Raw genomic sequence first — 24,305 nt, 5'->3', positions numbered from 1 at the left:
ACATGGCATTTCCCAGGCATCGGCCGCGGCGACTCCGTACCACCCCGGCGCTCCGGCGGCTGGTGTCCGAAACCTCGCTGGAGCCACGGCATCTGGTGCTGCCGATGTTCGTCGCCGACGGGCTCTCCGAGCCGCGCCCGATCAACTCGATGCCCGGCGTCGTGCAGCACACCCGGGAGTCGCTGCGTCGCGCCGCGGCGGAAGCCGTGGAGGCCGGTGTCGGCGGGCTGATGCTGTTCGGTGTCCCGTGCGACGGTGACAAGGACGCCACCGGCTCCGAGGGCGTCAACCCCGACGGCATCCTGAATGTGGCGCTGCGCGACCTGAATTCGGACCTGGGCGACGCCACCGTGCTGATGGCCGACACCTGCCTGGACGAGTTCACCGACCACGGGCATTGCGGTGTCCTCGACGTGCACGGCCGCGTCGACAACGACGCCACCAACGAGCAGTACATCAAACTTGCTGTGGCGCAAGCGCATTCCGGCGCGCATGTGGTCAGTCCCAGCGGCATGATGGACGGCCAGGTCGCCGCCATCCGCGACGGGCTGGACCACGCCGGGCACAGCGACGTCGCGATCCTGGCCTACGCCGCCAAGTTCGCGTCGGCGTTCTACGGCCCGTTCCGCGAGGCCGTTGGCTCGAGCCTGCAGGGCGATCGCCGTACCTACCAACAGGATCCGGGCAACGCCCGCGAGGCGGTGCGCGAGATCGAGCTGGACCTCGCCGAAGGTGCCGACATGGTGATGGTCAAGCCCGCGATGAGCTACCTGGACGTGGTGCGTGCCGCTGCCGAGATTTCGCCGGTACCCGTTGCGGCATACCAGATTTCGGGGGAGTACGCGATGATCAGCGCGGCGGCGGCCAACGGCTGGATCGACCTGCGGTCCTCGGTTCTGGAGTCGCTGGTCAGCATTCGGCGCGCCGGTGCCGACATCGTCCTCACGTACTGGGCGACGGACGTCGCGGGCTGGCTGCGGTGAACCCACTCAACCCGCACGACCCGCAGAACCCCTACCACCCGCAGTACCCGCCGCATCCGGGTCCGGGGCCGGAGGGCCCCGCACCCGAGCCGCAGGAGATGCCGCAGGACGTCGTCACCGGTTTCTGGCTGTGGACGGCCGCGCTGCCACTGTCGGTGATCGGCTACGTCATCAACCTGCTGACGACGCCCGAGCGGGAGGTGTCGGGGTACGCGTACGCGGTGTCCGGGCTGATGCTGTTCATCATCGTCGTCCTGGTGGCCACGTTCCTGGTGCTGCTGCGGCAGGGGTACCGGTGGGCACGCAGCATCCTGACCGGCGGGTCTGCGGCCACGATCCTGTACCTGACCACCAATCTGTTCGCCAACTACCACGGTGCGGCCGCGGCGCTGGGCTACGCGGTATGCGGCATCGGCGGCGCCGTGCTGATCGGCGGTGGCGTCTACCTCCTGCACCGCCCCGACTCGAACGCCTTCTTCGTCCGCTGACTTCCCGCCCCCAACCTCCGCGAGCGGCCGTGTCTGTACGGCGACACGCCGCGCAACGCGTACATTTCCGGGCCGCTCGCGGGCGCCCAGGTCGACGTGAACGCACATGTGGCCCGCTAGGCTGGCCCGGATATGACTGAGCCCACGCCCTCTTCGCCGGTCCGACCACAGGCCGTGACCGTCGCTTTCTGGTGCTGGCTGGTGGCCGCCGTGCTCCTGATGGTCGGCGGCATGTTGACCGCCACCGCGGAGGTGCCCGCCGCATACCGGACTCTGGTGGTGGGCTTCGGCGCCATCACCGCCCTCGCCGGCGCCGCCATGGCCTTTTCCGCCGGCCGTGCCCGCGCGGGGGACAACCGGTTTCGTCGGGCCGCGGTCGCGTTGTCCATGGCGATCGTCATCGTCGTCGGCCTCCTCGCGCTGCTGGGAGTGGCACAGCTGCTGTCGTTGGTGGCGCTGCTGCCGTTGATCGCCGGCGCGGTCACGATCACCCGGCCGCAGGCGCAGACCTGGTTCGACGGAAAGGCCAACGCATGACGGACGCGCCGACTGACACCGACGCCGAGCAGGTTCTCTTCCACGAGGTCGGTGCCAGCTGGTGGTGGTTGGCGCTCGGCCCGTTCTCCGGTGCCTCCATCGCGGCGATGCAGTTGTGGTCGGCGCACCGGGTGGATCCGCTCGTGCCGGTGGTGTTCCTCGTCCTCGTCACCGGGTTCCTGGCGTTACAGGTCAAGGCGGCGCGGCTGCACACGTCGGTGGAGCTGACGCCCGAGTACCTGCGGCAGGGCACCGAGTCCGTCCGCGTCGCGGACATGGTCGGGATGTTCCCGGAGGCGCGAGGTGCCGACGTGCCGCGCTGGCAGTCGTACCGGGCGTTCGGGGAGCTGACGGGCGTTCCGCGCGGCCGCACGGGAATCGGCGTCAAGCTGACCGGTGAGCGCAGCGGGCAGGCGTGGGCACGGCGTCATCGCGGGCTGCGGGCCCAGCTGGAGGCGTTGGGTGTGCGCGAACTCGGTGAGGACGACGACGAATGAGCCGCGACAAGATCGTGGCGGCCGGCGCGCTGGTCGCGGCGGTGCTGGCGGCCGTCGGCTCGGTGGTGAGTTGGCTGGCCGCGTCGTCGATCGCCGACGTCGCGCCGGTGATCCCCGGCGAGCCGGTGAAGACATCGGTGCTCTATGACCCGTCGTTCATCTCGTTGTCGTTGTTGCTGGCGACCCTGGCCGGGGTGCTCGCCGTGGTGGGTACGGCGAGGTGGCGGCGCGCCAAGTAGTGTGTCGCGCATGTCTTTTTCGCTAGAACTGTCTGCCGACGTCTGCCAGGTCCGGGACTGGGTTCACGAGTTCGCTGCTGACGTGATCCGTCCGGCGGCAGAGGAGTGGGACGAGCGCGAAGAGACGCCGTGGCCGATCCTGCAGGAGGCGGCCAAGGTCGGCCTCTACTCCATGGAGTTCTTTGCTGCCCAGACGGCCGAGGAGACCGGGCTCGGTATGCCCGTCGCGGTCGAAGAATTGTTCTGGGGTGACGCCGGAATTTCGATGTCGATCATGGGAACCGGTCTGGCCGCCGCGTCGCTGGCTGCCAACGGCACCATGGAACAGCTGGGTGAGTGGCTGCCCCAGATGTACGGCGATATCAACGAGCCCAAGCTGGCCGCGTTCTGTTCGTCGGAACCCGGTGCGGGATCGGACGTTTCGTCGATCATCACCCGGGCGCGGTACGACGAGGCGACCGATGAATGGGTGCTCAACGGCACCAAGACGTGGGCCTCCAACGGCGGCATCGCCAACGTGCACATCGTCGTTGCCTCGGTGTACCCGGAATTGGGCTCGCGCGGCCAGGCCAGCTTCATCATCCCGCCGGGCACCAAGGGTTTCAGTCAGGGTCAGAAGTTCAAGAAGCACGGCATCCGGGCGTCGCACACCGCCGAGGTCGTGCTCGACGACGTCCGGCTGCCGGGCCGCCTGATCGTCGGTGGCCGGGAGAAGTTCGAGGAGCGGGTGGCCCGCACCCGCGAGGGTAAGAGCTCGGCCGGTCAGGTGGCGATGAAGACGTTCGAGCGGACGCGGCCGACCGTCGGGGCCATGGCGCTCGGGGTGTCCCGCGCGGCGTACGAGTACGCGCTGGGATACGCGCAGGAGCGCGAGCAGTTCGGCCGCAAGATCGGGGACTTCCAGGCCGTCGCGTTCAAGCTGGCCGACATGAAGTCCCGGATCGACGCGGCGCGGCTGCTGGTGTGGCGCGCCGGCTGGATGGCGCGCAACAACATGCCGTTCGAGAACGCCGAGGGCTCGATGGCCAAGCTCGTCGCCAGCGAGACCGCGGTCTACGTGACCGACGAGGCCATCCAGATTCTGGGCGGCAACGGCTACACGCGCGACTACCCGGTGGAGCGGTGGCACCGCGACGCCAAGATCTTCACGATCTTCGAGGGCACCAGCGAGATTCAGCGGCTCGTGATGTCGCGCGCGATCACGGGGTTGCCGCTCAAATAACGTCCGCGACGGTGCCGGCTGTGGCACGGCGCATGTACAACAACGTCCCGCTCGGCACGGCTGAGCGGGACGTTTTTGTACGCAGGTGACGGCGTGTCGTCCGCAGACACGGACGCTCGCGGGAAATGGCGGGAGCAGGGGTTGTTACAGAGTGCAAAATTTGTAACACTGTTCCGCATGACCGAACTTGCGGAGCAGTCTGAGCTCGTCGCCGGGGCGAGCGGAGCGACGGGGAAAGTCGACGCCCTGCCACTGGGGCCGGACTCGCTGGTGTGGAAGTACTTCGGCGACAACCGGATGTACCTGATCGGCCCGCGGCCGGCGGTCCTGCAGAACATGCTCGCCCAGCTCGGCCAGGGCGTGCTGGACCATTCGGTGTTCTTCGCGGACACCTCGGCGCGCATCAAGCGGTCGCTGCCGCCGATCTTCCGCACCGTCTACGGCACCGACGACGACAACACCGGCACGCAGGTCCGCGACTTCCATCGCGAGATCAAGGGCGACATGCCCGACGGCAGCCGCTACCACGCACTCGACCCGGAGACGTACTACTGGGCGCACGCGACATTCGTCGAGCAGGTGCTGTATTTCGCGGACACCTTCGTCAAGCGGCTGACCGACGCCGAGAAGGAACAGATCTACCTCGAGTCCAAGACCTGGTACCGCCGCTACGGCGTCAGCGACCGGCCCATGCCGGCCACCTACGCCGAGTTCGAGGAGTACTGGGACCGGATGATCAACGAGGTCGCGGTGCCGCACAAGACGGCGCGGTACGGCGTCGGCTATGTGACAAAAGGCTTTCCGGCGCCCAAGGCCGTCAACCCGGCGGTGTGGCGCGTCATCGCGGTGGTGTTCAACCCCGTCGCGGCGTTCCTGACCACCGGCGGCCTCCCGCCGCGGGCGCGGGACCTGCTGGAGTTGCCCTGGTCCGACCGGCAGGAACGCGCCTACCAGTTGTTCGCCGCGGCCTGGCGCAGCAAGCCGGTGAACTGGGTGTGGGACCGGTTGCCGATGTCGGTGCGGTACAACAGCTTTGCGCAGAAGGGCTATGCGCGTGCCCGCTGACGCGACGGCCGCGATCCTCGACGCCGCGCTCGTCGAGTTCGAGCAGCACGGCTTCCGCCGCGTCGCCCTCGATGACGTGGCGCGCCGCGCCGGTGTCAGCCGCACCACCATCTACCGGCGGTTCGCCAACCGCGACGAGCTGGTGGCCGCCGTCGTCGAGCGCGAGAACGTAGTGCTGTTCGACGACATCGCCCGCGAGCTGAAAAACGCTGGGCCCCAATCGGATCTGTACGTCGAGGCGTTCACGCTGTCGATCCTGCGGTTCCGGCGGCACCGCGTGCTGAACCGGATGATGATCGACGAGCCCGCGCTCGTCATCGAACTCATGCAGCGGCACTACGGGGCGGCCGTCGGCCGGATGGCGGCGGCGCTGCGCGTCATCTTCCCGGAGGGTTTCGCCGACCGCATCGGCGAACAGACCGTCAACGACCTGGCCGACACCATCCTGCGCTACGCGGCGATGGTGCTGCTGCTGCCCAGTGTCGAGGCGCTCGACAGTGCCGAGGAGATCCGGGCTTTCGCCGCACGGCATTTCGTGCCGAGCCTGCCGGCGGCGTTGCGGACGAACTCGCCCGTGCGGGGTTAGTGCGCGACGGGCTTCTCGGCGCCCACCCCGGTCAGTGACCGCACCTCCATCTCGGCGGCCAGTTCGGGATCCCCGGTGTCCGACGACGTCAGCGTGCCGATGATGCCGAGCACGAATGCCAGTGGGATGGACACGATGCCGGGGTTGGCCAGCGGGAAGTACGCGAAGTCCGCACCCGGGATCATCGCCGTCTTGCTGCCCGATACCGCGGGGGAGAAGACGATCAGCACGATGGTCGAGATCAGGCCGCCGTACATGCTCCACAGCGCGCCGCGGGTGTTGAACCGCTTCCAGTACAGCGAGTACAGGATCGTCGGCAGGTTGGCCGCGGCCGCCACGGCGAACGCCAGGGCCACCAGGAACGCCACGTTCTGACCGTTGGCCAGGATGCCGAGGCCGATCGCGAACACGCCCAGCACCACCGCCGTGATCCGGGACACCCGCACTTGCTCGTCCTCGGTCACCTTGTGGGACTTGAGAACCGAGGCGTAGATGTCATGCGCGAAGGACGCCGACGCGGTGATGGTCAGGCCCGCCACGACCGCCAGGATCGTCGCGAACGCCACCGCCGAGATGACGCCGAGCAGGATCACGCCGCCGAGTTCGAACGCCAGCAGCGGGGCGGCGGAGTTCACGCCACCGGCGGCCTTGAGGATGCGGTCCGGTCCCACCAGGGCGGCGGCGCCATATCCGAGCACCAACGTGAACAGGTAGAAGGCACCGATCAGCGCGATGGCCCAAACCACCGACCGCCGTGCCTCTTTCGCGGTCGGCACGGTGTAGAAGCGCATCAGCACGTGCGGCAGGCCCGCGGTGCCCAGCACCAGCGCCAGTGCCAGCGAGACGAAGTTGATCTTCGAGGTGAGCGAACCGCCGTACTGCGCGCCGGGCGCCAGGACGTCGCGGCTGGAGACGCCCTTGGTGGTGGCGTGCGAGATGGCCGACTGGGCCGAACCGAGGATGTCGGAGAAGTTGAACCCGAACTTGCCGAGCACCATGACCGTCATCAGGGCGGCGCCGGTGATCAGCAGCACGGCCTTGATGATCTGCACCCACGTGGTGCCCTTCATGCCGCCGACCAGCACGTAGACGATCATCAGGACGCCGACGACGGCGATCACGATCGATTGGCCGCCCCGGCTCTTCACGTCGAGCAGCAGCGCGACCAGACCGCCCGCCCCGGCCATCTGGGCCAGGAGGTAGAACAGCGACACCGTCAGCGTCGAGGTGGCCGCGGCCAGCCGGACCGGGCGCTGCTTGAGCCGGAAGCTCAGCACGTCGGCCATGGTGAATCTGCCTGTGTTGCGCAGCAATTCGGCGACCAGCAGCAGCGCCACGAGCCAGGCGACGAGGAAGCCGATGGAGTACAGGAAGCCGTCGTAGCCGTAGACGGCGATGGCGCCGGCGATGCCGAGGAAGCTCGCGGCCGACAGGTAGTCGCCGGCGATGGCGATGCCGTTCTGCGGGCCGGAGAAACCGCGGCCGCCGGTGAAGAACTCGTCGGCTGTGGCATTGCGCTTGCTGGCCTTGATGACCACGACCATCGTGACGACGACGAACACACTGAAGATGCCGATGTTGGCGACGGGGTTGCCGACGGTGGCGGCGGCCAGCACGGTGGTGTTCATCAGGCGCCCTCGAGTTCTTCACGGATGGCGGCAGCCCGCGGGTCGAGCTCGCGGTTGGCGAAGCGCACGTACAGCCCGGTGATCACGAACGTCGTCAGGAACTGACCCAGCCCGATCAGCAGCCCGACATTGATGTTGCCGAACACCCGGATGGCCATGAAGTCATGGGCGAAGGCGCCGAGCGCGACGTAGAGGCCGTACCACAGCAGGAAGAACGCGGTCATCGGAAACACGAAGCGGCGCAGCCTGGTTCGCAACTCCTGGAACTCGGGGCTGGCCTGCATGGCGAGGAACTGCTCCCCGGTGGGGGCAACCCTCTCGGGACGGTCGGTTTCGGGCACCGAGGGCTCCTGACAGTTGGCTGTGAGGGTGGATCGGGCATGAACCTAATTGAGAGCTGGGTCACTCGCGACCGGTATCGCGTTCTGTTCACCGAATTCGGTTCCGGTCGCGCTGCGCTACGGTCTGCCGCAGCCACCCGAGAGAAAGGCCCAGAGATGACCAGCGAGCCAGCTTCGGCGTTCGACGCCGGAATCGCCACCCGCCGTCAGGTGATGGGCGACGAGTTCGTCGACCGCGCACTGGCCCGCACCAGCGGCACCGAATCGGAACCGATCCAGCGCTTCGTCACCGAGCACGTGTGGGACGCGGTGTGGAACCGGCCGGGTCTGAGCCGCCGCGACCGCAGCTTGCTCAACCTCGGCATGCTGACGGCGCTGCGGGCCCATGAAGAGCTCGCCGGCCACGTCCGGGGCGGACTCAACAACGGCCTCACCCGCGACGAGATCGTCGAGGCGATCATCCACGCCACCGGCTACTGCGGTGCGCCCGCGGCACTGAGCGCGATGCGCGTGGTGCAGCAGGTGCTCGACGAGACGCGCTCGGACTAGGCCCGGCGCAACAGCACGGCCTGCTCAAAAGGCAAGCGCGGGAACACCTTACGCAGCGATCCGGTGATGAGCGGGGCGGCGTCCTCCTTGCTCACCACGCGCGGGTCGACGACGTCGTACGTCTGGCCGCGCCGGGTCAGTTTGCCGCCGCCGGCCTTGGTGATGTTCTTGAGCCAGTCACGGTCGGGGCCGTAGGTCAGCAGGATGGCGAAACCGTCGGCAGTGGTGAACACCGTCAGCGGCGTCCGGAACGTCTTGCCGGACTTACGCCCGACGTGTTCGAGGATGCCGAACGTTGGCGCGCGGCCGGCCCACAGCCGCTGGATGGGGTTGGTGACCCGACGGTTGAAGCGTGCGACCGACTGCGGAATCTGCATGTCCCCATCGTGCGCCATCGTGGTTGGGGCGGCCAGGGGAGCGAGTAAAGTTACCGACCGGTAGCGGCGACGACGCGGTGTCGCACACCAGCCCGTAACCCGCTGATTCATCTTCGAGGAGGAATGCATGCCTGCGCCCGCCAACGCTGACGCCCGCCGGATCTATGACCTGGAGCGCAGCCGCGTATTCCACTCGTGGTCGGCCCAGGGGAAGCTCGATCCGATGGTCTTCACCGGTGCCGAGGGCAGCTACCTCATCGACGGTGACGGCAACCGGCTCCTCGATTTCTCGAGCCAGCTCGTCTACACCAACATCGGCCACCAGCACCCGAAGGTCGTCGCCGCCATCGCCGAGCAGGCCGCCAAGCTGTGCACCATCGCGCCGCAGCATGCCAACGAGGCCCGCGCCACGGCCGCCGACCTGATCTGCCAGGTCGCCCCCGAGGGCTTCAACCGGGTGTTCTTCACCAACGGCGGCGCCGACGCCGTCGAGCACGCCATCCGCATGGCGCGCGTGTTCACCGGCCGCTACAAGACGCTGTCGACCTACCGCAGTTACCACGGCGGCACCGCGCTGACGGTCAACCTCACCGGCGACGTCCGCCGCTGGGGCAACGACTACGGCACCGAGGGCACCACGCACTTCTTCGGGCCCTTCCTGTACCGCAGCCAGTTCAATTCGCTGACGCAGGAGGAAGAGTCCGAGCGCGCCCTGGCGCACCTGCGCTCGGTCATCGAGTTCGAGGGCCCGTCGGCGTTCGCCGCGATCATCCTGGAGTCGGTGCCCGGCACCGTCGGCATCATGCCGCCGCCGCCCGGCTACCTGCAGGGCGTGCGCGAGCTGTGCGACCAGTACGGCATCGTGATGATCCTCGACGAGGTCATGGCCGGCTTCGGCCGCACCGGTAAGTGGTTCGCGCTGGACAACTACGGCGTCACCCCCGACCTCATCACGTTCGCCAAGGGCGTCAACTCCGGCTACGTGCCGCTCGGCGGCGTCATCGTCAGCGACAAGATCCTCGAGCGCTTCCTGGAGCAGCCGTACGGCGGCGGGCTCACCTACTCGGGCCACCCGCTGGCGTGTGCGGCGTCGGTCGCGACCATCACCGCGATGCACGACGAGAAGATCGTCGAGAACGCCGAACTGATCGGCACCGACGTCTTCGGACCGGGCCTGGCGGCGCTGGCCGAGAAGCACGACATCATCGGCGACGTCCGTGGTCTCGGTGTGTTCTGGGCGGTCGAGCTGGTCAAGGACCGCGCCACCAAGGAGCCGCTGGCTCCGTACGGCGGGTCGTCGCCCGAGATGGGCGCCATCAACGCGCGGGCCAAGCAGAACGGCCTGCTGCTGTTCATGAACTACAACCGCTTCCACCTGGTGCCGCCGTGCAACATCAGCATCGACGACGCCAAGCGCGGGCTGGACATTCTGGACGATGCGCTGAGCGCGGTGTAGCCATAGGCTTTGGCTCATGGCCTACCTCAAGCCGCCGTGGTTCGTCGTCCATGTCTTCAACCCCATCGCGCGGCTGACCGGCATCGGCGGGAGCCAGACCCTGACGGTCACCCGCAGCTCCAACCACGTGCCGCAGCGCATCCCGGTCGTGGTGCCGGAGGTGGACGGGGTGAAGTACCTGGTGTCGACGCGCGGCGAGTCGGCGTGGGTGAAGAACGTCCGGGAGAACCCGGTGGTGGCGCTCGGCAAGGCGAACTACCTGGCCAGCGAGATTCCGGTCGCGGACCGGGCGCCGATCATCGCGGCGTACCGGCCGCTGGCCGGCAAGGTCGTCGACCAGTACTGGCGCGAGCTGCCCGATGACGCCGACCACCCGGTGTTCAAGCTGACGCCGCAGAACTAGGGGCTGGCCCGCGGGTCACACCCGTCGCGTCAGACCCACGCACCACTCCGGTGTCAGCCGTTGTCGCCGAATGTGCAACCAGCGCGCAAGAATCGTGAAAACGAAGCGCTGACTGCACATTCGGCGGCATCGAGGTCGTCGGTCGCAGACTTGACCGGGCCTGCTGGGTACCTGGGCCTCGCCTCGCGACCGCCGGGATCGGCGCGATCTCCCGCCGCAGCGTGAGCCAGCTCCTACACCCTGTAGTTGGTCCATTCGCGCGCGGCTGGGACACTGGTCGTCATGCGCTCTACCGACGTCTCCGCGAAACTGTTCGCCGACGCGTCGACCGTGATCCCCGGCGGGGTCAACTCGCCTGTGCGGGCCTTCAGCTCGGTCGGCGGCACCCCTCGCTTCATCACCTCGGCCAACGGTTACTGGCTCACCGACGCCGACGGCAACCGCTACGTCGACCTGGTGTGCTCATGGGGACCAATGATCCTGGGCCACGCCCACCCCGCAGTGGTCGAGGCCGTGCAGACCACCGCCGTCAACGGATTGTCGTTCGGCGCCCCGACACCCGCCGAGACGGAGCTGGCGCGCGAGATCATCGATCGCGTCGCTCCCGTCGAGCGCATCCGCTTCGTGAACTCCGGCACCGAAGCCACCATGAGCGCCATCCGGCTGGCCCGCGGCTTCACCGGCCGGCCCAAGATCATCAAGTTCTCCGGCTGCTACCACGGCCACAGCGACGCGCTGCTGGCCGACGCCGGCTCCGGCGTCGCGACGCTGGGCCTGCCGTCGTCGCCGGGCGTCACCGGGGCGGCCGCTGCCGACACCATCGTGCTGCCGTACAACGACCTCGACGCGGTCCGAGAGGCGTTCGCCGCGGCGGGCGACCAGATCGCCTGCGTCATCACCGAGGCCAGCCCCGGCAACATGGGCACCGTCCCGCCGGCCGCGGGCTACAACGCCGCGCTGCGGCAGATCACCGCCGAGCACGGCGCGCTGCTCATCATCGACGAGGTGATGACGGGCTTCCGCGTCAGCTGTGGCGGCTGGTACGGCCTCGACCCGGTCGCGGCCGACCTGTTCACCTTCGGCAAGGTGATGAGCGGCGGCCTGCCCGCCGCCGCGTTCGGTGGTCGCGCCGAGGTGATGGAACGGCTGGCGCCGCTCGGCCCGGTGTACCAGGCCGGGACGCTGTCCGGGAACCCGGTCGCGATGGCCGCGGGCCTGGCCACGCTGCGCGCCGCGGACGACGCCGTCTACCGCGCCCTCGACGTCAACGCCGACCGGTTGTCCGGACTGCTGACCGACGCGCTCACCGAAGCCTCTGTCGCGCACCGGATTTCGCGCGCCGGAAACTTCCTGACGGTGTTCTTCGGTGACGGGGACGTCGTCGACTTCAAAACCGCGAAGGCCACCGAGACCTGGCGCTACCCGGCGTTCTTCCACGCCCTGCTGGACGCCGGGGTCTACCCGCCGTGCAGCGCCTTCGAAACCTGGTTCGTCTCGGCCGCACTCGACGACGCTGCGTTCGACCGGATCGCCGCCGCGCTGCCCGCCGCCGCGCAGGCCGCCGCCCAAGCTCAGGAGCCCGCATGACCGACAAGACGATCGTGCACGTGATGCGGCACGGCGAGGTGCACAACCCGGACAAGATCCTGTACGGCCGCAAGCCCAATTTCCATCTCTCCGAGCGTGGGCAGGCGCAGGCCGAGGCGGTCGCCGGGTGGCTGGCCGAGCGCGACATCGTCTACGTCGTGGCCTCGCCGCTGGAGCGCGCGCAGGAGACCGCGACGCCCATCGCGGCCCGCCACGGCCTGCCGATCGACACCGATCCCGAGCTCATCGAGTCGACGAATGTGTTTGAGGGACAGCGTGTCTCGCCGGGTGACGGCGCCCTGCGCGACCCGCGCAACTGGTGGCACCTGCGTGACCCGAAGACCCCGTCCTGGGGTGAGCCGTACAAGCACATCGCGGCGCGCATGACGGCCGCGGTTGACCGGGCGCGCATCAAGGGCATGGGACACGAGGCGGTGTGCGTCAGCCATCAGCTGCCGGTGGAGACGCTGCGCCGCGCGATGCTCGGCAAGAACCTGCACCACTTCCCGACCAAGCGGATGTGCAATCTGGCGTCGGTGACGTCGTTCTACTTCCACGGCGACCAGATGGTCGGCTGGGGATATGCGGAGCTGGCCGGACAGTGACTTCGCTGGTGGCCCGTGCCGGGGCAGTGATGGCGGCCGTCCTGACGACGGCCGTGCTGCTCGTCGGCTGCTCCACCGGTGACGACGCCGTCGCGCAGGGCGGCACCTTCGAGTTCGTGGCGCCGGGCGGCAAGACCGACATCTTCTACGACCCGCCGGCGAGCCGCGGCAAGCCGGGCGCGGTGCGCGGCCCGTCGCTCACGGATCCGTCGAAAACCCTGTCCCTGGACGACTTTTCCGGCCAGGTCGTGGTGATCAACGTGTGGGGGCAGTGGTGTGGCCCGTGCCGCTCGGAGATCGCCGAGCTCGAGAAGGTGTACGAGCAGACCAAGGCGCAGGGCGTCGCGTTCCTCGGCATCGACGTGCGCGACAACAACCGGCAGGCCGCCGTCGACTTCGTCGTCGACCACAAGGTGACGTTCCCGTCCATCTATGACCCGGCGATGCGCACCATGATCGCGTTCGGCGGCAAGTACCCGACGACGGTCATCCCGTCGACGCTGGTGCTGGACCGTCAGCACCGGGTGGCCGCGGTGTTCCTGCGGGAGCTGCTGGCCGACGACCTCAAGCCCGTCGTCGAGCGGCTCGCCAAAGAGGGCAAGGCATGACCTCCTTCGCCGAAACCGCCGCAGCCGGACCGCTGTTGGTGGCCCTCGGGGTGAGCGTGCTGGCCGGCCTGGTGTCGTTCGCGTCGCCGTGCGTGGTGCCGCTGGTGCCCGGGTACCTGTCGTATCTGGCCGCGGTGGTCGGGGTGGACGACACAGAGGGCACGACAAAAGTGCGTACCGCCCGCTGGCGCGTGGCCGGCGCGGCGGCGTTGTTCGTCGCGGGCTTCACCGCGGTGTTCCTCATGGGCGCGGTCGCGGTACTCGGCCTTACGACGACCCTCATCGCCAATCAGCTTCTGCTGCAACGCATCGGCGGCGTCGTCACGGTGCTGATGGGCCTGGTGTTCATCGGGCTCGTGCCGGCGCTGCAGCGTCAGGTGCGGTTCACGCCGCGCCAGGTGTCGACGGTCGTCGGCGCCCCCTTGCTGGGCGCGGTGTTCGGGTTGGGCTGGACCCCGTGCCTGGGGCCGACGCTCACCGGCGTCATCGCGGTGGCCTCGGCCAGTGACGGCGCCAGCGTCGCCCGCGGCATCGCGCTGGTGATCGCGTACTGCCTGGGTCTCGGCATTCCGTTCGTGCTGTTGGCCTTCGGGTCGGCCCGCGCCGTGCAGGGCCTGGGCTGGCTGCGCCGGCACACCCGCGCCATCCAGATCTTCGGCGGCCTGCTGCTGATCGTCGTCGGCACCGCGCTGGTCACCGGCGTGTGGAACGACTTCACCTCGTGGGTGCGCGACGCCTTCGTCAGCAACGTGAGGCTCCCGATATGACCGACGTTTCCGCGCCCGACGCCGTGTCGGGCGGCGAGACCCGCCGCCCCGGCCCGCTCTCCCGGGTGGTCGCACTGTTCCGCAACACCTGGCGGACGCTGACGTCGATGGGCACTGCCCTGGTGCTGTTGTTCCTGCTGGCGCTCGGCGCCATCCCGGGTGCGCTGCTGCCACAGCGTTCGCTCAACGCCGGCAAGGTCGACGAATACCTGGCGCAGCATCCGACGATCGGGCCGTGGCTCGACAAGGTGCAGGCCTTCTCGGTGTTCTCGAGCTTCTGGTTCACCTCGATCTACGTGCTGCTGTTCGTCTCGCTCGTGGGCTGCCTGACGCCCCGCATGATCGAGCACATCCGCAGCCTGCGCGCCGTCCCGGTGCCGGCGCCGCGGAACCTGGCGCGGCTGCCCAAGCACGCGCAGGCCTCCGTGCCGGGTGAGCCGGACGCCGTCGCCGACCGCATGGCGGGGCGGCTCAAGGGCTGGCGCCAGACCACCCGCACGCTCGACGACGGCACTCGCGAGATTTCGGCGGAGAAGGGCTACCTGCGCGAGTTCGGCAATATCGTCTTCCACTTCTCGCTGCTGGGCCTGCTGGTGGCCATCGCGTTCGGCAAGATGTTCGGCTACGAGGGCAACGTCATCGTCATCGCCGACGGCGGGCCCGGATTCTGCTCGGCCTCCCCGGCCGCGTTCGACTCGTTCCGCGCCGGCAACGTCGTCGACGGCACCTCACTGCACCCCAGCTGCCTGCGGGTCCACGACTTCGACGCCCGGTACCTGCCGAGCGGGCAGGCCACGGCATTCGCGGCGAACATCGACTACCAGGACGGCGCCGACCTGGTCAGCGGCACCTGGCGGCCGTACCGGCTGGAGGTCAACCACCCGCTGCGGATCGGCGGCGAGCGCATCTACCTGCAGGGCCACGGCTACGCGCCGACGTTCACCGTCACGTTCCCGAACGGCCAGACCCGCACGTCGACGGTGCAGTGGAAGCCCGAGAACGCGCTGACGCTGCTGTCCTCGGGTGTCGCGCGCATCGACCCGCCGGGCGGCAGTTATCCCGACGACCGCGAGCGGCGCAAGCACCAGATCGCCATCCAGGGCCTGTTCGCCCCGACCGCCGAACTCGACGGCAAGCTGCTGTCCTCGAGCTTCCCGGCGATGAACGCGCCCGCGGTGGCCATCGACATCTACCGCGGCGACACCGGGCTCGACAGCGGCCGCCCGCAGTCGCTGTTCTCGCTCGACCCCCGGCTGATCGACCAGAAGCGGCTCACCAAGCAGGCGCGCGTCAACCTCAAGGCCGGCGAGCAGACCAAGCTGGACGACGGCACCGTCATCAAGTTCGACGGCGCGGTGCCGTTCATCAACGTGCAGGTGTCGCACGACCCGGCGCAGGTGTGGGTGCTCGTGTTCGCGCTGACCATGATGGCCGGGCTGCTGGTGTCGTTGGTGGTGCGCCGCCGCCGGGTTTGGATTCGGATCGTGTCGGCCGGGCCGGGTACCGTCAACGTCGAGCTCGGCGGCCTGGCCCGCACGGACAACTCGGGGTGGGGCGACGAGTTCGAAAAGCTCACAGAGCGGTTGATTGAGGACAAGCGATGAACACAGAGCACATCGACATCGACCTGGCCCGGTACTCGGACTGGGCATTCTTCAGTTCCTGGACGGTGCTGTGCCTGGCTTTCGTCTTGCTGGCCGTCGAGCTGGCGTCGAGCCGTGGCCGGAAGGTCGAGACCCGGGAGCTGGTCGGCGCGGGCGTGGGTGCGAACAGCGCCACCCCCGGCGTGATCGTCGACGAACCCAATCGGACGGTTGACGAGCGGATCGGTCGGGTCGGTCTCGCGTTGGTGTATGTCGGCATCGCGATGCTGTTCGTGTGCATCGTGCTGCGCGGCCTCGCCACCATGCGGGTGCCGTGGGGCAACATGTACGAGTTCATCAACCTCACCAGTTTCTGCGGGTTGGTCGCCGCCTCGATCGTGCTGCGCAAGCCGCAGTACCGGGCGCTGTGGGTCTTCGTCCTGGTGCCCGAACTGATCCTGCTGGCGGTGTCGGTCAAGTACCTGTACACCAACGCCGCACCGGTGATGCCCGCGCTGCAGTCGTACTGGTTGCCCATCCACGTCTCGGTCGTGAGCCTGGGTTCGGGCGTGTTCCTGGTCGCCGGCGTCGCCAGCATCCTGTTCCTGCTCAAGATGTCGCCGCTGGCACATCAGGACAACGGGTTCGGCCGGATGATCCAGCGCCTGCCGGATGCCCAGACCCTGGACCGCATCGCCTACCGCACCACCATCTTCGCGTTCCCGATCTTCGGGTTCGGCGTCATCTTCGGGGCCATCTGGGCCGAGGAGGCCTGGGGCCGCTACTGGGGCTGGGACCCCAAGGAGACGGTGTCGTTCGTCGCGTGGGTCGTCTACGCCGCCTACCTGCACGCCCGATCCACCGCGGGCTGGCGCGACAAGAAGGCCGCGTGGATCAACGTCGTCGGCTTCGTCGCGATGGTGTTCAACCTGTTCTTCATCAACCTGGTGACCGTCGGCCTGCATTCGTACGCCGGCGTCGGCTGAGCCATCAGATGTCGGGGCTGATCGTGCCTTCATTCCGCGCCCAGGGCCGGTTCAAGGACCCGGCCGATCCCGTCGCTGCCGCCACGCCGACCGCGGCGCCGGAGGCCCGCATCGTCATCGCACATGCGGTGACGCCGGTCCTGGCGCCGACACCCGCGAAGCCGCGGAGCCTGGATCCCGCCACGGTCGCGCTGCTGAGCCGGCCGAGCCGCGCACCGTCGACCGGCTGGCGCAAGGCGCTGTACTACGCGACCGGCACCCTGCTCAATCCCGGTGACAGCCCCAAGACCCTGCACCGCGCCCGGTTGACCGCGCAGATCAACCGCCCGCTGCGGGACTGCTACCGGATCGCGGTGCTGTCTCTGAAGGGCGGCGTCGGGAAGACGACCATCACCGCGACGCTGGGGGCGACGTTCGCGTCGATCCGCGGGGACCGCGTCATCGCGGTGGACGCGAACCCGGACCGCGGCACCCTGAGCCAGAAGGTGCCGCTGGAGACGCCGGCGACGGTCCGTCATCTCCTGCGCGATGCCGAGGGCATCTCCAGCTACAGCGATGTCCGCAACTACACCTCGCGCGGTGAGAGCCAGCTCGAAGTGCTGGCCTCGGAGAGCGACCCGGCGGTGTCGGAGGCGTTCAGCTCTGAGGATTACGCCCGCACGCTGGCGGTGCTGGAGCCGTACTACCGGCTGGTGCTGACGGACTGTGGCACCGGCATGCTGCATTCGGCCATGGGTGCGGTGCTCGCGCACGCCGACGTGCTCGTCGTGATCAGCTCAGGCTCGGTCGACGGTGCCCGCAGCGCCGCGGCGACGCTCGACTGGCTCGACGCCCATGGTCATCAGGAGCTGGTGCGCAACGCCGTCGCGGTGGTCAACGCCGTGCGTCCGCGGTCCGGCAAGGTCGATCTGCGCAAGGTGGTCGATCACTTCGGCCGCCGGTGCCGGGCGGTGCAGGTGGTGCCGTTCGACCCGCACCTGGAGGAGGGTGCCGAGGTCAGTCTCGACCGGCTCCGGCCGGACACCAGGGATGCGTTGCTGGAATTGGCCGTGGCCGTCGCCGACGGATTTCCGCTGTCGCTGTAAAGAGTCGCTACGAACCGAGCCGGCGCAGGAATTCCGGATCGTCATCCGGGCCGATGACGCGCGTGGTCGGCCGCGCGGCCGTGGCGCGAGTGGCGCGCCAGCCCACGTAGGCCAACAGCGCCAGCAGCGTGATCAGGAGCAGGAACTGCACGTAAAACCTCCTTTATTCGAATATACGCGTCCGTCGGTAAACTCGTGCGGTGTCTGATGCGCCCGCCACCCCGTCCATGCCACGTTTGCTGCTCGACGTCTTTCTCTACGCGCTCGCCCGCCTGCTGCTGGTAGCGGTGATTGCCGGCGCGATCTTCGGCGTCGTCGCGTTGCTGGGTATCCGTGATTTCCCGGCCATGGTGGCGCTGCTGTTCGCGCTGGTCCTCGGCATGCCGCTGGGCATCTGGCTGTTCGCTCCGCTGCGCCGCCGGGCCACCGCCGGGATCGCCGCCGTCGACGAGCGTCGCCGCGCCGAGCGCGAGCAGCTGCAGGCCCGGTTGCACGGCGAGGATTCCGCCGGCGACTGACGCCGCCCGGGCTAGGGCTTGACCGCCACCAGCACCGCGGTGATCAGGGCGGCCCACACCAGCATCGTCAACCCGGTGTCCTTGAGCACGGGGATCAGCTCGCGACCGCCGAGACCTGAGCGCACCGGCTTGGCCGCGCGGACCGCCAGCGGTGCCGCCGCGAAGCCGACCAGGCACCACGGGGTCGCGAGCGTCAGGACCGCGGTCAGCACGAACGGCAGCAGCGTCAGCACCTGGAACAGCTGGCGGGTGCGGGCGTCGCCGAGCCGCACCGCGAGCGTGATCTTGCCCGACACCTGATCAGTGGGAATGTCGCGAAGGTTGTTGGCCACCAACACCGCCGACGACAAGGACCCGACCGCGATGGCGAGCACGAGTCCCACCCAGTCGACCCGCAGGGCCTGCGTGTACTGCGTGCCGAGCACGGCGACCAGCCCGAAGAACACGAACACCGCGACCTCGCCGAGCCCGCGATAGCCGTACGGGTTGGTGCCGCCGGTGTACAGCCAGGCGCCGGCGATGCACGCCGCGCCGACGGCGATCAGCCACGGCTGACTAACCAGGGCCAGCGCCAGGCCGGCACCGGCGCCGATGGACAGGCTGATCACGGCCGCCGCCAGCACCGCCTGCGGGGAGGCCAACCTGGCCCCGACCAGGCGCACCGGCCCGGACCGGTCGTCATCGGTGCCGCGGATGCCGTCGGAGTAGTCGTTGGCGTAGTTGACCCCGATGATCAGCGATATCGAAACCACAAGGGCCAGAGCCGCTTTCCACCACACCTCACCGCCGACCCAGGCGGCGGCACCGGTACCTGCCAGCACGGGAGCGACGGCATTCGGGAGGGTCCGCGGTCGGGCGCCCTCTATCCACTGCGAAAGACTGGCCACGCGCGCAATCGTCCCACGCCCCTACACTTATCGGCATGAAGGATCGGCTCAGCAAGAACGAGATTCGCAAAGATGTCGTGCAGGAATCCGTCGAAGCCGTCGCAGGCACCGTCGGCGAGGTCATGAACATCGTCGTCACCGCCGTCAAGGACGTGGCGAGCTCCATCGGCGCCCTGGCCACCGACGCATTCGAGATCCGCGACGGCGCCCGGCGGGCCCGCGCGCAGCTGGAACAGGACGAGGCCGAGGATATCGAGGACGACGACGTGGCGGACGACGCGGATGTGCCCGCGCCGACGCCCGTCACGGCCGTGACGTCGGAACCCGTGGATACGCCCAAGACCGACGCCGAATAACGGATGCTGGGAGTCATCGGCGGTAGCGGTTTCTACACGTTCTTCGGGGACGACGCGCGCACCGTCACCGTCGACACGCCCTACGGCACGCCGAGCGCGCCGGTCACCATCGGGGCCGTCGGCGGACACGAGGTGGCGTTCCTGCCACGGCACGGGCTCAAGCACGAGTACTCGCCGCACACGGTGCCGTACCGCGCCAACATGTGGGCGCTGCGCAAGCTCGGGGTGCGGCGGATTTTCGCCCCGTGCGCCGTCGGCAGCCTGACCGCGGATCTCGGCCCCGGCGCCGTGGTCGTGCCCGACCAGCTGGTGGACCGCACCCGCAGCCGCGAGGACACCTACTTCGACGCCGGCGGTATCCACGTCGGCTTCGCCGATCCGTACTGTCCGACACTGCGCGCCGTGGCCGCCGAGCAGCCGGGCGTCATCGACGGCGGCACCATGGTGGTCATCCAGGGGCCCCGGTTCTCCACCCGCGCCGAGAGCCAGTGGTTCGCGGCCCAGGGGTTCACGTTGGTGAACATGACCGGCTACCCCGAGGCCGTGCTGGCCCGTGAACTCGAGATGTGTTATGCAGCAATCGCTTTGGTGACCGATCTGGACGCGGGCATCGAGGCCGGCGCCGGCGTCACCACCGTCGACGTCTTCGCGGAGTTCGAGCGCAACACCCCCATGTTCAAGGCGCTGGTGCAGCAGGCCCTTGCGACCGTCCCGGCCGAACGAACGTGTACCCACTGCCTGGCCCACGCCGGGGTGAAGCTGCCGTTTGAACTGCCCTGATCGAGGCGGCTCTTGACACCCGTCAAGTCGGGGTGGCAAAACTGACGGGGTGACTTCCCGCATCTGCGAACAGCTCGGCATCGACTTTCCGCTCTTCGCCTTCAGCCATTGCCGCGACGTGGTCGCCGCGGTCACCAACGCCGGCGGCTTCGGCGTGCTGGGCGCGACGGCGTACACGCCCGAGCAGCTCGACCGGGAACTCGCCTGGATCGATGATCACGTCGGCGGCCGGCCCTACGGTGCGGACATCATCGTGCCGGCGAAATTCGAAGGCAAGGGCGAGAACCTGTCGGACGGCCAACTGGCCGACCGAATCCCTTCGGAATACCGGGAATTCGTCACCCAACTGCTCATCGACCACGGCATCGAGCCAGAGGAAAAGGTCCGCACCGGCGGGTCGGTGCTGTCCGGCAACACCGGGCACGACCTGCTCGACGTGGCGTTGAGCCACCCCATCAAGCTGATCGCCAATGCCCTTGGGGTGCCGCCGGATTACATGATCGAGGCGGGCCGCGAGCGGGGGATTCCGGTGGCCGCGCTGGTCGGCGCCAAGGAGCACGCCGTCAAGCAGGTCGCGGCCGGGGTGGACCTCATCGTCGCGCAGGGCACCGAGGCCGGCGGGCACTGTGGTGAGGTGTCCACACTCGTCGTGGTGCCGGAAGTGATTGAGGCGATTGATGATTCGGTCCCCGTGCTGGCGGCGGGCGGCATCGTCACCGGCCGGCAGATGGCCGCGGCGGTCGCGCTGGGCGCCGCCGGGGCCTGGACCGGTTCGGTGTGGCTGACCACCGAGGAGGCCGAGACCGCGCCGGCCACCAAGCAGAAGATGCTGGCCGCCACGTCACGCGACACCGTGCGGTCGGCGGGGCGTACCGGAAAGCCCGCACGCCAACTGGTTTCGGACTGGACGGATGCCTGGGCGCCGAACGACGGTGGCCGCAAGCCACTTCCGCTGCCGCTGCAGAACATGCTGAGCGAGCCGGTGATCCGGCGCGTCGATCGGCTCGCCGCCCAGGGCCATCCGGGCGCCCAGCAGTTGGCGACCTACTTCGTCGGCCAGGGCGTCGGCCTGATGAACAAGGTCAAGCCCGCCCGCGAGGTCGTCCGCGAGTTCATCGAGGACTACCTGGCCGCCACCGAGCGCCTGAACCGCTCGCTGCCCTAGGGTTTTGTGCACGATTTTCCGCGCGAGGCGCGGAAAATCGTGCACAAATCCCTAGGTTACGGCTCGATGGCGCGGCGGCCTTCCTTGAGCTGACGGCGTTCGTCGGCGGCGTCGATGATCGTGGTGTCGGTGCCGTCGAGTGCGGTGTACGGGTCGGCGCCCCGCAGCGGCGTCGTCGGTGCGAACGTCGCGTTCATCTGCGGTGCGGCCCACTGGGGTTCGACGCGCGGGTGGATGCCCTGGCCCGCGCCGAGCGCCTGGCCGTGGTCCGCGGCGCGCGGGCCCGACGACTGCTCGTGCTCATTCTCGGTCACCGTCGTCCGCGACGTCCGGCGCAGCGTGAACGTGATCTCCTCGAACTCCTCGATGACCTTCTGCGCCGAGCGCAGCTGCTGCACCGACGTGTCGATGACGCGGTCCACCACGGGCGCGACGGGCGCCACCAGCGGACGCAGCAGGCGAGCCGCAACTTTGGTGAGGTCGGGCAGTTGCGGCAGTGTCAGGCCGCCTGCGGGCTGGCTGGTCGCCTGCACCGGCAGGTTCTCGTCCCGCTCGTCGCCGATCGGGACGAGTTCGGCCGTGGCGGCCGGTTCGGCCGGTTCGGGCTCCGGCGCCGGTGCGGCGTTCAACGACCGCCGCTGCGGGTCCGGGAACGCCATGAGTTCGTCCCAGTCGGAGTACATGGGCTGCGGCGGCGAATCGGGCCGCAGCACCTCGGCGGTGGGGGCCGCGAGCGCGGGCTGCGCCGGCTCGCCGGTGAGGGCTTCGGCGACGCGCTGGCGGTGATATTCGCGGTTGATCTCGGCGTCGGTCTCGAGCGCGAGCTTCATGGCGGCCAGCTGGTGTTCGGCCTTCAGAATCTCGGCTTCGGCCCGCACCTCGGCCTGCTTGACCGCGATGGCGGTCTCGGCGCGCAGCTCGGCCCGCAGCCGGGACTCGTCGTGGCGCTCGCGCAGGGTGCGGTCCTGCCGGGCGTGCAGCAGCATCGGCAGCAGGTACAGCAGGACGCAGACGCCGACCACGGCGATGCGCGCCACCAGCGCGGCAGGCGTGTCGATGGTGTAGCCGTTCATCGCGACCCAGCGCGCGCCGAAACCGCGGTCCGCGCCGGCGCCGGCCGCATCGCGCGCGGCCGTGACCGCGTGCTCGGCACCGGCGATCCGCGCGTCGAGGGTCGGGGCCTGCTCGCCCCGGGCCGCCAGTGCGGCATCGAGCTCGCGCTGGTCGTGCTCGAGGATGTCCTGCGTGTTCTGGGTGATCTGGCCGTCACCGGGCACACCGGTGACGGGCTGCTGGGCGCACGACGGCGTCGGGTGGTATTCGCAGCGGGCCACGACCTGAGCGTCGTCACGACGCTGCCGGGCGGAGTCGACGGCGGCGTCGAGCGCACCGCGGCTCGCGCGCAGCGCATCCAACTGGCCCTGCGCGGTGGCCACGGCCGGCGTGGTCGCGGCGCGAGCCGCGGCCTCGGCGTCCAGACGCTGGGTGATGGCATTGCTGAACAGCGTCATCGCGGCCAGTTCACCGACCAGCAGGCCGATCGCGACGGCCAGGGCCGCCCGGCCGGCGGTGCCGCGGGCGCTGGCGACGGTGCTGCGGATGGCCACGACCACCAGCGCACCGAAAATCAGGGTCACGGGCAGCACGACGGCCAGTGGCAGACCGGTGGACGGGGCGGCGACGGCGGCGGCCACGGCCCAGGCCAGCACGCCTCCCGACCAGGTCAGGGCGGTCACCGCAGGATGGTTGTCAGGCTGTCTGTGGGCAGGCATGGAAACTCCAACTCTTCCGGTCCGCGTTCCAGGGTCCCAGAGAGCCGGGCCGGTCACCGAATCAAGCGCCGGTGCTGTGACCGGCATCACGGGCCGATCAGGCGTTTTTCTGGTACTGCAGCGTCAGGGCCCGCCGGTCGAGCTTGCCGATCCCGCGGCGGGGGAGTTCGGCGACCACGTGCACCTCACGTGGGGCGGCGGTGGCGGCCAGTGTGACGCTGACGTATTCCCGCAGGTCAGCCACGGTGGGTGTGGCCGCGCCCGGGTGGAGCACGACGGCCACGGCCACCCGTTGGCCCAGCCGTTCGTCGGGCACGCCGAACACGGCGCATTCGGCGATGGCCGGATGGCCCGCCAGGGCCGACTCGACGAGCGCGGGCAGCACCTTGAGACCGCCGGTGGCGATGGCGTCGTCGATGCGGCCCAGTACCCGCAGCACGCCCGAATCATCCACGGCGCCAATGTCATCGGTGACGAACCAGCCCGCCACGAACGGCGACGGGTCGACGGGATTTCGGTAACCCGACGCCAGCGTGGGGCCGCCCAACGAAATTCGGCCGGTGTCGTCGATGCGCAGCCGGACGCCGCTCAGCGGTCGTCCGTCGTAGACGCAGCCGCCGCAGGTCTCGCTCATCCCGTAGGTGCGGACCACGGAAATGCCTGCGGCCGCGGCCTTTTCGCCGATTCCCGGCGGCATGGGGCCGCCGCCGATCAGGACGGCGTCCAGTTCGGCGAGCGCCGCGGTCGCGGCGGGATCGGCCAGGATCTTGGCCAGCTGTACCGAGACCAGTGACGTGTAGCGCCGTCCCGAACCCAAAGCCCTTACCGCAGAAGGCAGTTCACTGACGTCGAAACCCGGGTCCAGTGCGACGGGCGTGGTGCCGGCCCGCAGGCTCCGCACCAGAACCTGCACTCCGGCGACGTGGTAGGCCGGCAGTGCCAGCAGCCACCGGCCGGGCCCGCCGAGCCGGTCATGCGTGGCGTCGGCGCTGGCGTGCAACGCCGCGGCGGAAAGCAAGGCGCCCTTGGGGATTCCGGTGGAACCCGACGTCGAGACCACCAGGGCCACGTCGTCGTCGACGGCTTCGCCGGCGCGCAGCGTCTCCGTCAGCAGCACGGCCTGGCGGTCATCGTCGGCCGGCACCGGCAGTAGCGCGCCGCGGCCGTCCAGGGCCTGCGCCAACGTCGGGATCAGGGCGAGGGCCGCGTCGCCGGATCCGACGGCGACCGGATGC

General features: G+C 69.2%; 29 protein-coding genes. 22 read left to right on the top strand and 7 right to left on the bottom strand.

The features are described 5' to 3' along the window. Positions 1-2 precede the first annotated feature (2 nt). The 8 genes from hemB (at position 3) to VXD91_RS30835 (ending at position 5,617) form a co-directional block, all read left to right on the top strand. Complete coding sequence (hemB, locus tag VXD91_RS30870; protein WP_346417165.1) at positions 3-983, top strand: porphobilinogen synthase; 981 nt, start codon at positions 3-5, stop codon at positions 981-983. Beyond that, positions 980-1,471, top strand: a complete 492-nt coding sequence (locus tag VXD91_RS30865; protein WP_318985683.1) for a hypothetical protein — start codon at positions 980-982, stop codon at positions 1,469-1,471. The genes hemB and VXD91_RS30865 overlap by 4 nt, the downstream gene beginning before the upstream one ends. A gap of 132 nt (positions 1,472-1,603) precedes the next feature. After that, positions 1,604-2,008, top strand: a complete 405-nt coding sequence (locus tag VXD91_RS30860; RefSeq protein ID WP_346417164.1) for a hypothetical protein — start codon at positions 1,604-1,606, stop codon at positions 2,006-2,008. Continuing rightward, positions 2,005-2,505: a DUF3093 domain-containing protein gene (locus VXD91_RS30855; protein ID WP_212807052.1), complete on the top strand. Its 501-nt coding sequence runs from the start codon at positions 2,005-2,007 to the stop codon at positions 2,503-2,505. The genes VXD91_RS30860 and VXD91_RS30855 overlap by 4 nt, the downstream gene beginning before the upstream one ends. Continuing rightward, positions 2,502-2,744: a hypothetical protein gene (locus VXD91_RS30850; RefSeq protein WP_212807051.1), complete on the top strand. Its 243-nt coding sequence runs from the start codon at positions 2,502-2,504 to the stop codon at positions 2,742-2,744. The genes VXD91_RS30855 and VXD91_RS30850 overlap by 4 nt, the downstream gene beginning before the upstream one ends. Positions 2,745-2,754: 10 nt before the next feature. After that, entirely contained in the window at positions 2,755-3,966 is a 1,212-nt protein-coding gene (locus VXD91_RS30845) for an acyl-CoA dehydrogenase family protein (RefSeq protein ID WP_212807050.1), read from the top strand. Between the two features lie 177 nt (positions 3,967-4,143). Further along, the gene (locus tag VXD91_RS30840) at positions 4,144-5,031 is read left to right on the top strand and encodes an oxygenase MpaB family protein (RefSeq protein WP_346417163.1); all 888 of its coding nucleotides are present in this window, start codon (positions 4,144-4,146) and stop codon (positions 5,029-5,031) included. After that, the gene (locus tag VXD91_RS30835; protein ID WP_346417162.1) at positions 5,015-5,617 is read left to right on the top strand and encodes a helix-turn-helix domain-containing protein; all 603 of its coding nucleotides are present in this window, start codon (positions 5,015-5,017) and stop codon (positions 5,615-5,617) included. The genes VXD91_RS30840 and VXD91_RS30835 overlap by 17 nt, the downstream gene beginning before the upstream one ends. Here VXD91_RS30835 and VXD91_RS30830 read toward each other — a convergent pair. Both VXD91_RS30830 and VXD91_RS30825 read right to left on the bottom strand, forming a co-directional pair. Next, a complete protein-coding gene (locus tag VXD91_RS30830; protein ID WP_346417161.1) occupies positions 5,614-7,245 on the bottom strand; it encodes a cation acetate symporter in 1,632 nt (543 codons plus the stop codon). The genes VXD91_RS30835 and VXD91_RS30830 overlap by 4 nt on opposite strands. After that, a complete protein-coding gene (locus tag VXD91_RS30825) occupies positions 7,245-7,529 on the bottom strand; it encodes a DUF485 domain-containing protein (protein ID WP_244872914.1) in 285 nt (94 codons plus the stop codon). The genes VXD91_RS30830 and VXD91_RS30825 overlap by 1 nt, the downstream gene beginning before the upstream one ends. 213 nt (positions 7,530-7,742) lie before the next feature. On the opposite strand from VXD91_RS30825, the gene VXD91_RS30820 reads away from it, so the two are divergent. Continuing rightward, complete coding sequence (locus VXD91_RS30820; protein ID WP_346417160.1) at positions 7,743-8,135, top strand: carboxymuconolactone decarboxylase family protein; 393 nt, start codon at positions 7,743-7,745, stop codon at positions 8,133-8,135. On the opposite strand, the gene VXD91_RS30815 is transcribed toward VXD91_RS30820, so the two are convergent. Next, positions 8,132-8,512 carry a nitroreductase family deazaflavin-dependent oxidoreductase gene (locus VXD91_RS30815; protein ID WP_064979305.1) on the bottom strand — a complete coding sequence of 127 codons (381 nt, stop codon included), beginning with the start codon at positions 8,510-8,512 and terminating at the stop codon, positions 8,132-8,134. The genes VXD91_RS30820 and VXD91_RS30815 overlap by 4 nt on opposite strands. Positions 8,513-8,639: 127 nt before the next feature. Here VXD91_RS30815 and VXD91_RS30810 point away from each other — a divergent pair, with 127 nt between their 5' ends. The 9 genes from VXD91_RS30810 (at position 8,640) to VXD91_RS30770 (ending at position 17,592) form a co-directional block, all read left to right on the top strand. After that, a complete protein-coding gene (locus VXD91_RS30810) occupies positions 8,640-9,968 on the top strand; it encodes an aspartate aminotransferase family protein (RefSeq protein WP_212807044.1) in 1,329 nt (442 codons plus the stop codon). A 16-nt stretch (positions 9,969-9,984) separates the two neighbouring features. Continuing rightward, positions 9,985-10,371, top strand: coding sequence for a nitroreductase family deazaflavin-dependent oxidoreductase (locus VXD91_RS30805; protein ID WP_212807043.1), 387 nt, complete (start codon positions 9,985-9,987; stop codon positions 10,369-10,371). 282 nt (positions 10,372-10,653) lie between these two features. Then, positions 10,654-11,958 carry a glutamate-1-semialdehyde 2,1-aminomutase gene (gene hemL, locus VXD91_RS30800; RefSeq protein WP_346417159.1) on the top strand — a complete coding sequence of 435 codons (1,305 nt, stop codon included), beginning with the start codon at positions 10,654-10,656 and terminating at the stop codon, positions 11,956-11,958. Next, a complete protein-coding gene (locus VXD91_RS30795; RefSeq protein WP_346417158.1) occupies positions 11,955-12,563 on the top strand; it encodes a histidine phosphatase family protein in 609 nt (202 codons plus the stop codon). Before hemL ends, VXD91_RS30795 begins: the two co-directional genes overlap by 4 nt. A gap of 29 nt (positions 12,564-12,592) precedes the next feature. After that, positions 12,593-13,171, top strand: coding sequence for a TlpA disulfide reductase family protein (locus VXD91_RS30790; protein WP_346417173.1), 579 nt, complete (start codon positions 12,593-12,595; stop codon positions 13,169-13,171). Then, positions 13,168-13,938, top strand: coding sequence for a cytochrome c biogenesis CcdA family protein (locus tag VXD91_RS30785; protein WP_212807040.1), 771 nt, complete (start codon positions 13,168-13,170; stop codon positions 13,936-13,938). The genes VXD91_RS30790 and VXD91_RS30785 overlap by 4 nt, the downstream gene beginning before the upstream one ends. 107 nt (positions 13,939-14,045) lie before the next feature. Continuing rightward, positions 14,046-15,542, top strand: a complete 1,497-nt coding sequence (locus VXD91_RS30780; protein ID WP_346417172.1) for a cytochrome c biogenesis protein ResB — start codon at positions 14,046-14,048, stop codon at positions 15,540-15,542. After that, on the top strand, positions 15,539-16,507 hold the full coding sequence (gene ccsB / locus VXD91_RS30775; protein ID WP_346417157.1) for a c-type cytochrome biogenesis protein CcsB: 969 nt from the start codon (positions 15,539-15,541) through the stop codon (positions 16,505-16,507). Before VXD91_RS30780 ends, ccsB begins: the two co-directional genes overlap by 4 nt. Before the next feature lie 23 nt (positions 16,508-16,530). Further along, positions 16,531-17,592, top strand: coding sequence for an AAA family ATPase (locus tag VXD91_RS30770; RefSeq protein WP_212807037.1), 1,062 nt, complete (start codon positions 16,531-16,533; stop codon positions 17,590-17,592). Between the two features lie 7 nt (positions 17,593-17,599). Here the strand turns inward: VXD91_RS30770 and VXD91_RS30765 are convergent, their stop codons facing one another. Continuing rightward, entirely contained in the window at positions 17,600-17,743 is a 144-nt protein-coding gene (locus tag VXD91_RS30765) for a hypothetical protein (RefSeq protein WP_020101230.1), read from the bottom strand. Positions 17,744-17,819: 76 nt separating this feature from the next. Here VXD91_RS30765 and VXD91_RS30760 point away from each other — a divergent pair, with 76 nt between their 5' ends. Next, positions 17,820-18,110: a DUF4229 domain-containing protein gene (locus VXD91_RS30760; protein ID WP_020101231.1), complete on the top strand. Its 291-nt coding sequence runs from the start codon at positions 17,820-17,822 to the stop codon at positions 18,108-18,110. 11 nt (positions 18,111-18,121) lie between these two features. Here the strand turns inward: VXD91_RS30760 and VXD91_RS30755 are convergent, their stop codons facing one another. Then, positions 18,122-18,997, bottom strand: a complete 876-nt coding sequence (locus VXD91_RS30755; protein WP_346417156.1) for a 1,4-dihydroxy-2-naphthoate polyprenyltransferase — start codon at positions 18,995-18,997, stop codon at positions 18,122-18,124. A 35-nt stretch (positions 18,998-19,032) separates the two neighbouring features. Between VXD91_RS30755 and VXD91_RS30750 the strand changes: the two genes are divergently transcribed. The 3 genes from VXD91_RS30750 to VXD91_RS30740 are packed head-to-tail and all read left to right on the top strand — an operon-like array spanning position 19,033 to position 21,298. Next, on the top strand, positions 19,033-19,353 hold the full coding sequence (locus VXD91_RS30750; RefSeq protein WP_346417155.1) for a hypothetical protein: 321 nt from the start codon (positions 19,033-19,035) through the stop codon (positions 19,351-19,353). A gap of 3 nt (positions 19,354-19,356) precedes the next feature. Next, positions 19,357-20,133, top strand: a complete 777-nt coding sequence (locus tag VXD91_RS30745) for an S-methyl-5'-thioadenosine phosphorylase (RefSeq protein WP_346417154.1) — start codon at positions 19,357-19,359, stop codon at positions 20,131-20,133. Positions 20,134-20,182: 49 nt separating this feature from the next. Then, positions 20,183-21,298: a nitronate monooxygenase gene (locus tag VXD91_RS30740; RefSeq protein ID WP_346417153.1), complete on the top strand. Its 1,116-nt coding sequence runs from the start codon at positions 20,183-20,185 to the stop codon at positions 21,296-21,298. Positions 21,299-21,354: 56 nt separating this feature from the next. On the opposite strand, the gene VXD91_RS30735 is transcribed toward VXD91_RS30740, so the two are convergent. Together VXD91_RS30735 and menE are read right to left on the bottom strand one after the other, a co-directional pair. Continuing rightward, positions 21,355-23,034 carry a DUF4407 domain-containing protein gene (locus VXD91_RS30735; RefSeq protein WP_346417152.1) on the bottom strand — a complete coding sequence of 560 codons (1,680 nt, stop codon included), beginning with the start codon at positions 23,032-23,034 and terminating at the stop codon, positions 21,355-21,357. A 133-nt stretch (positions 23,035-23,167) separates the two neighbouring features. Further along, positions 23,168-24,265 (bottom strand): o-succinylbenzoate--CoA ligase, encoded by a 1,098-nt coding sequence (gene menE / locus VXD91_RS30730; protein WP_346417171.1) that lies wholly within the window; start codon positions 24,263-24,265, stop codon positions 23,168-23,170. Positions 24,266-24,305 lie beyond the last annotated feature (40 nt).

This window comes from Mycobacterium sp. SM3041 (assembly GCF_039668335.1).
Classification (GTDB): Bacteria; Actinomycetota; Actinomycetes; order Mycobacteriales; family Mycobacteriaceae; genus Mycobacterium.
The sequence above is the reverse complement of the archived record's forward strand: the minus strand, read 5'-3'. Positions and strand labels throughout refer to the sequence as shown.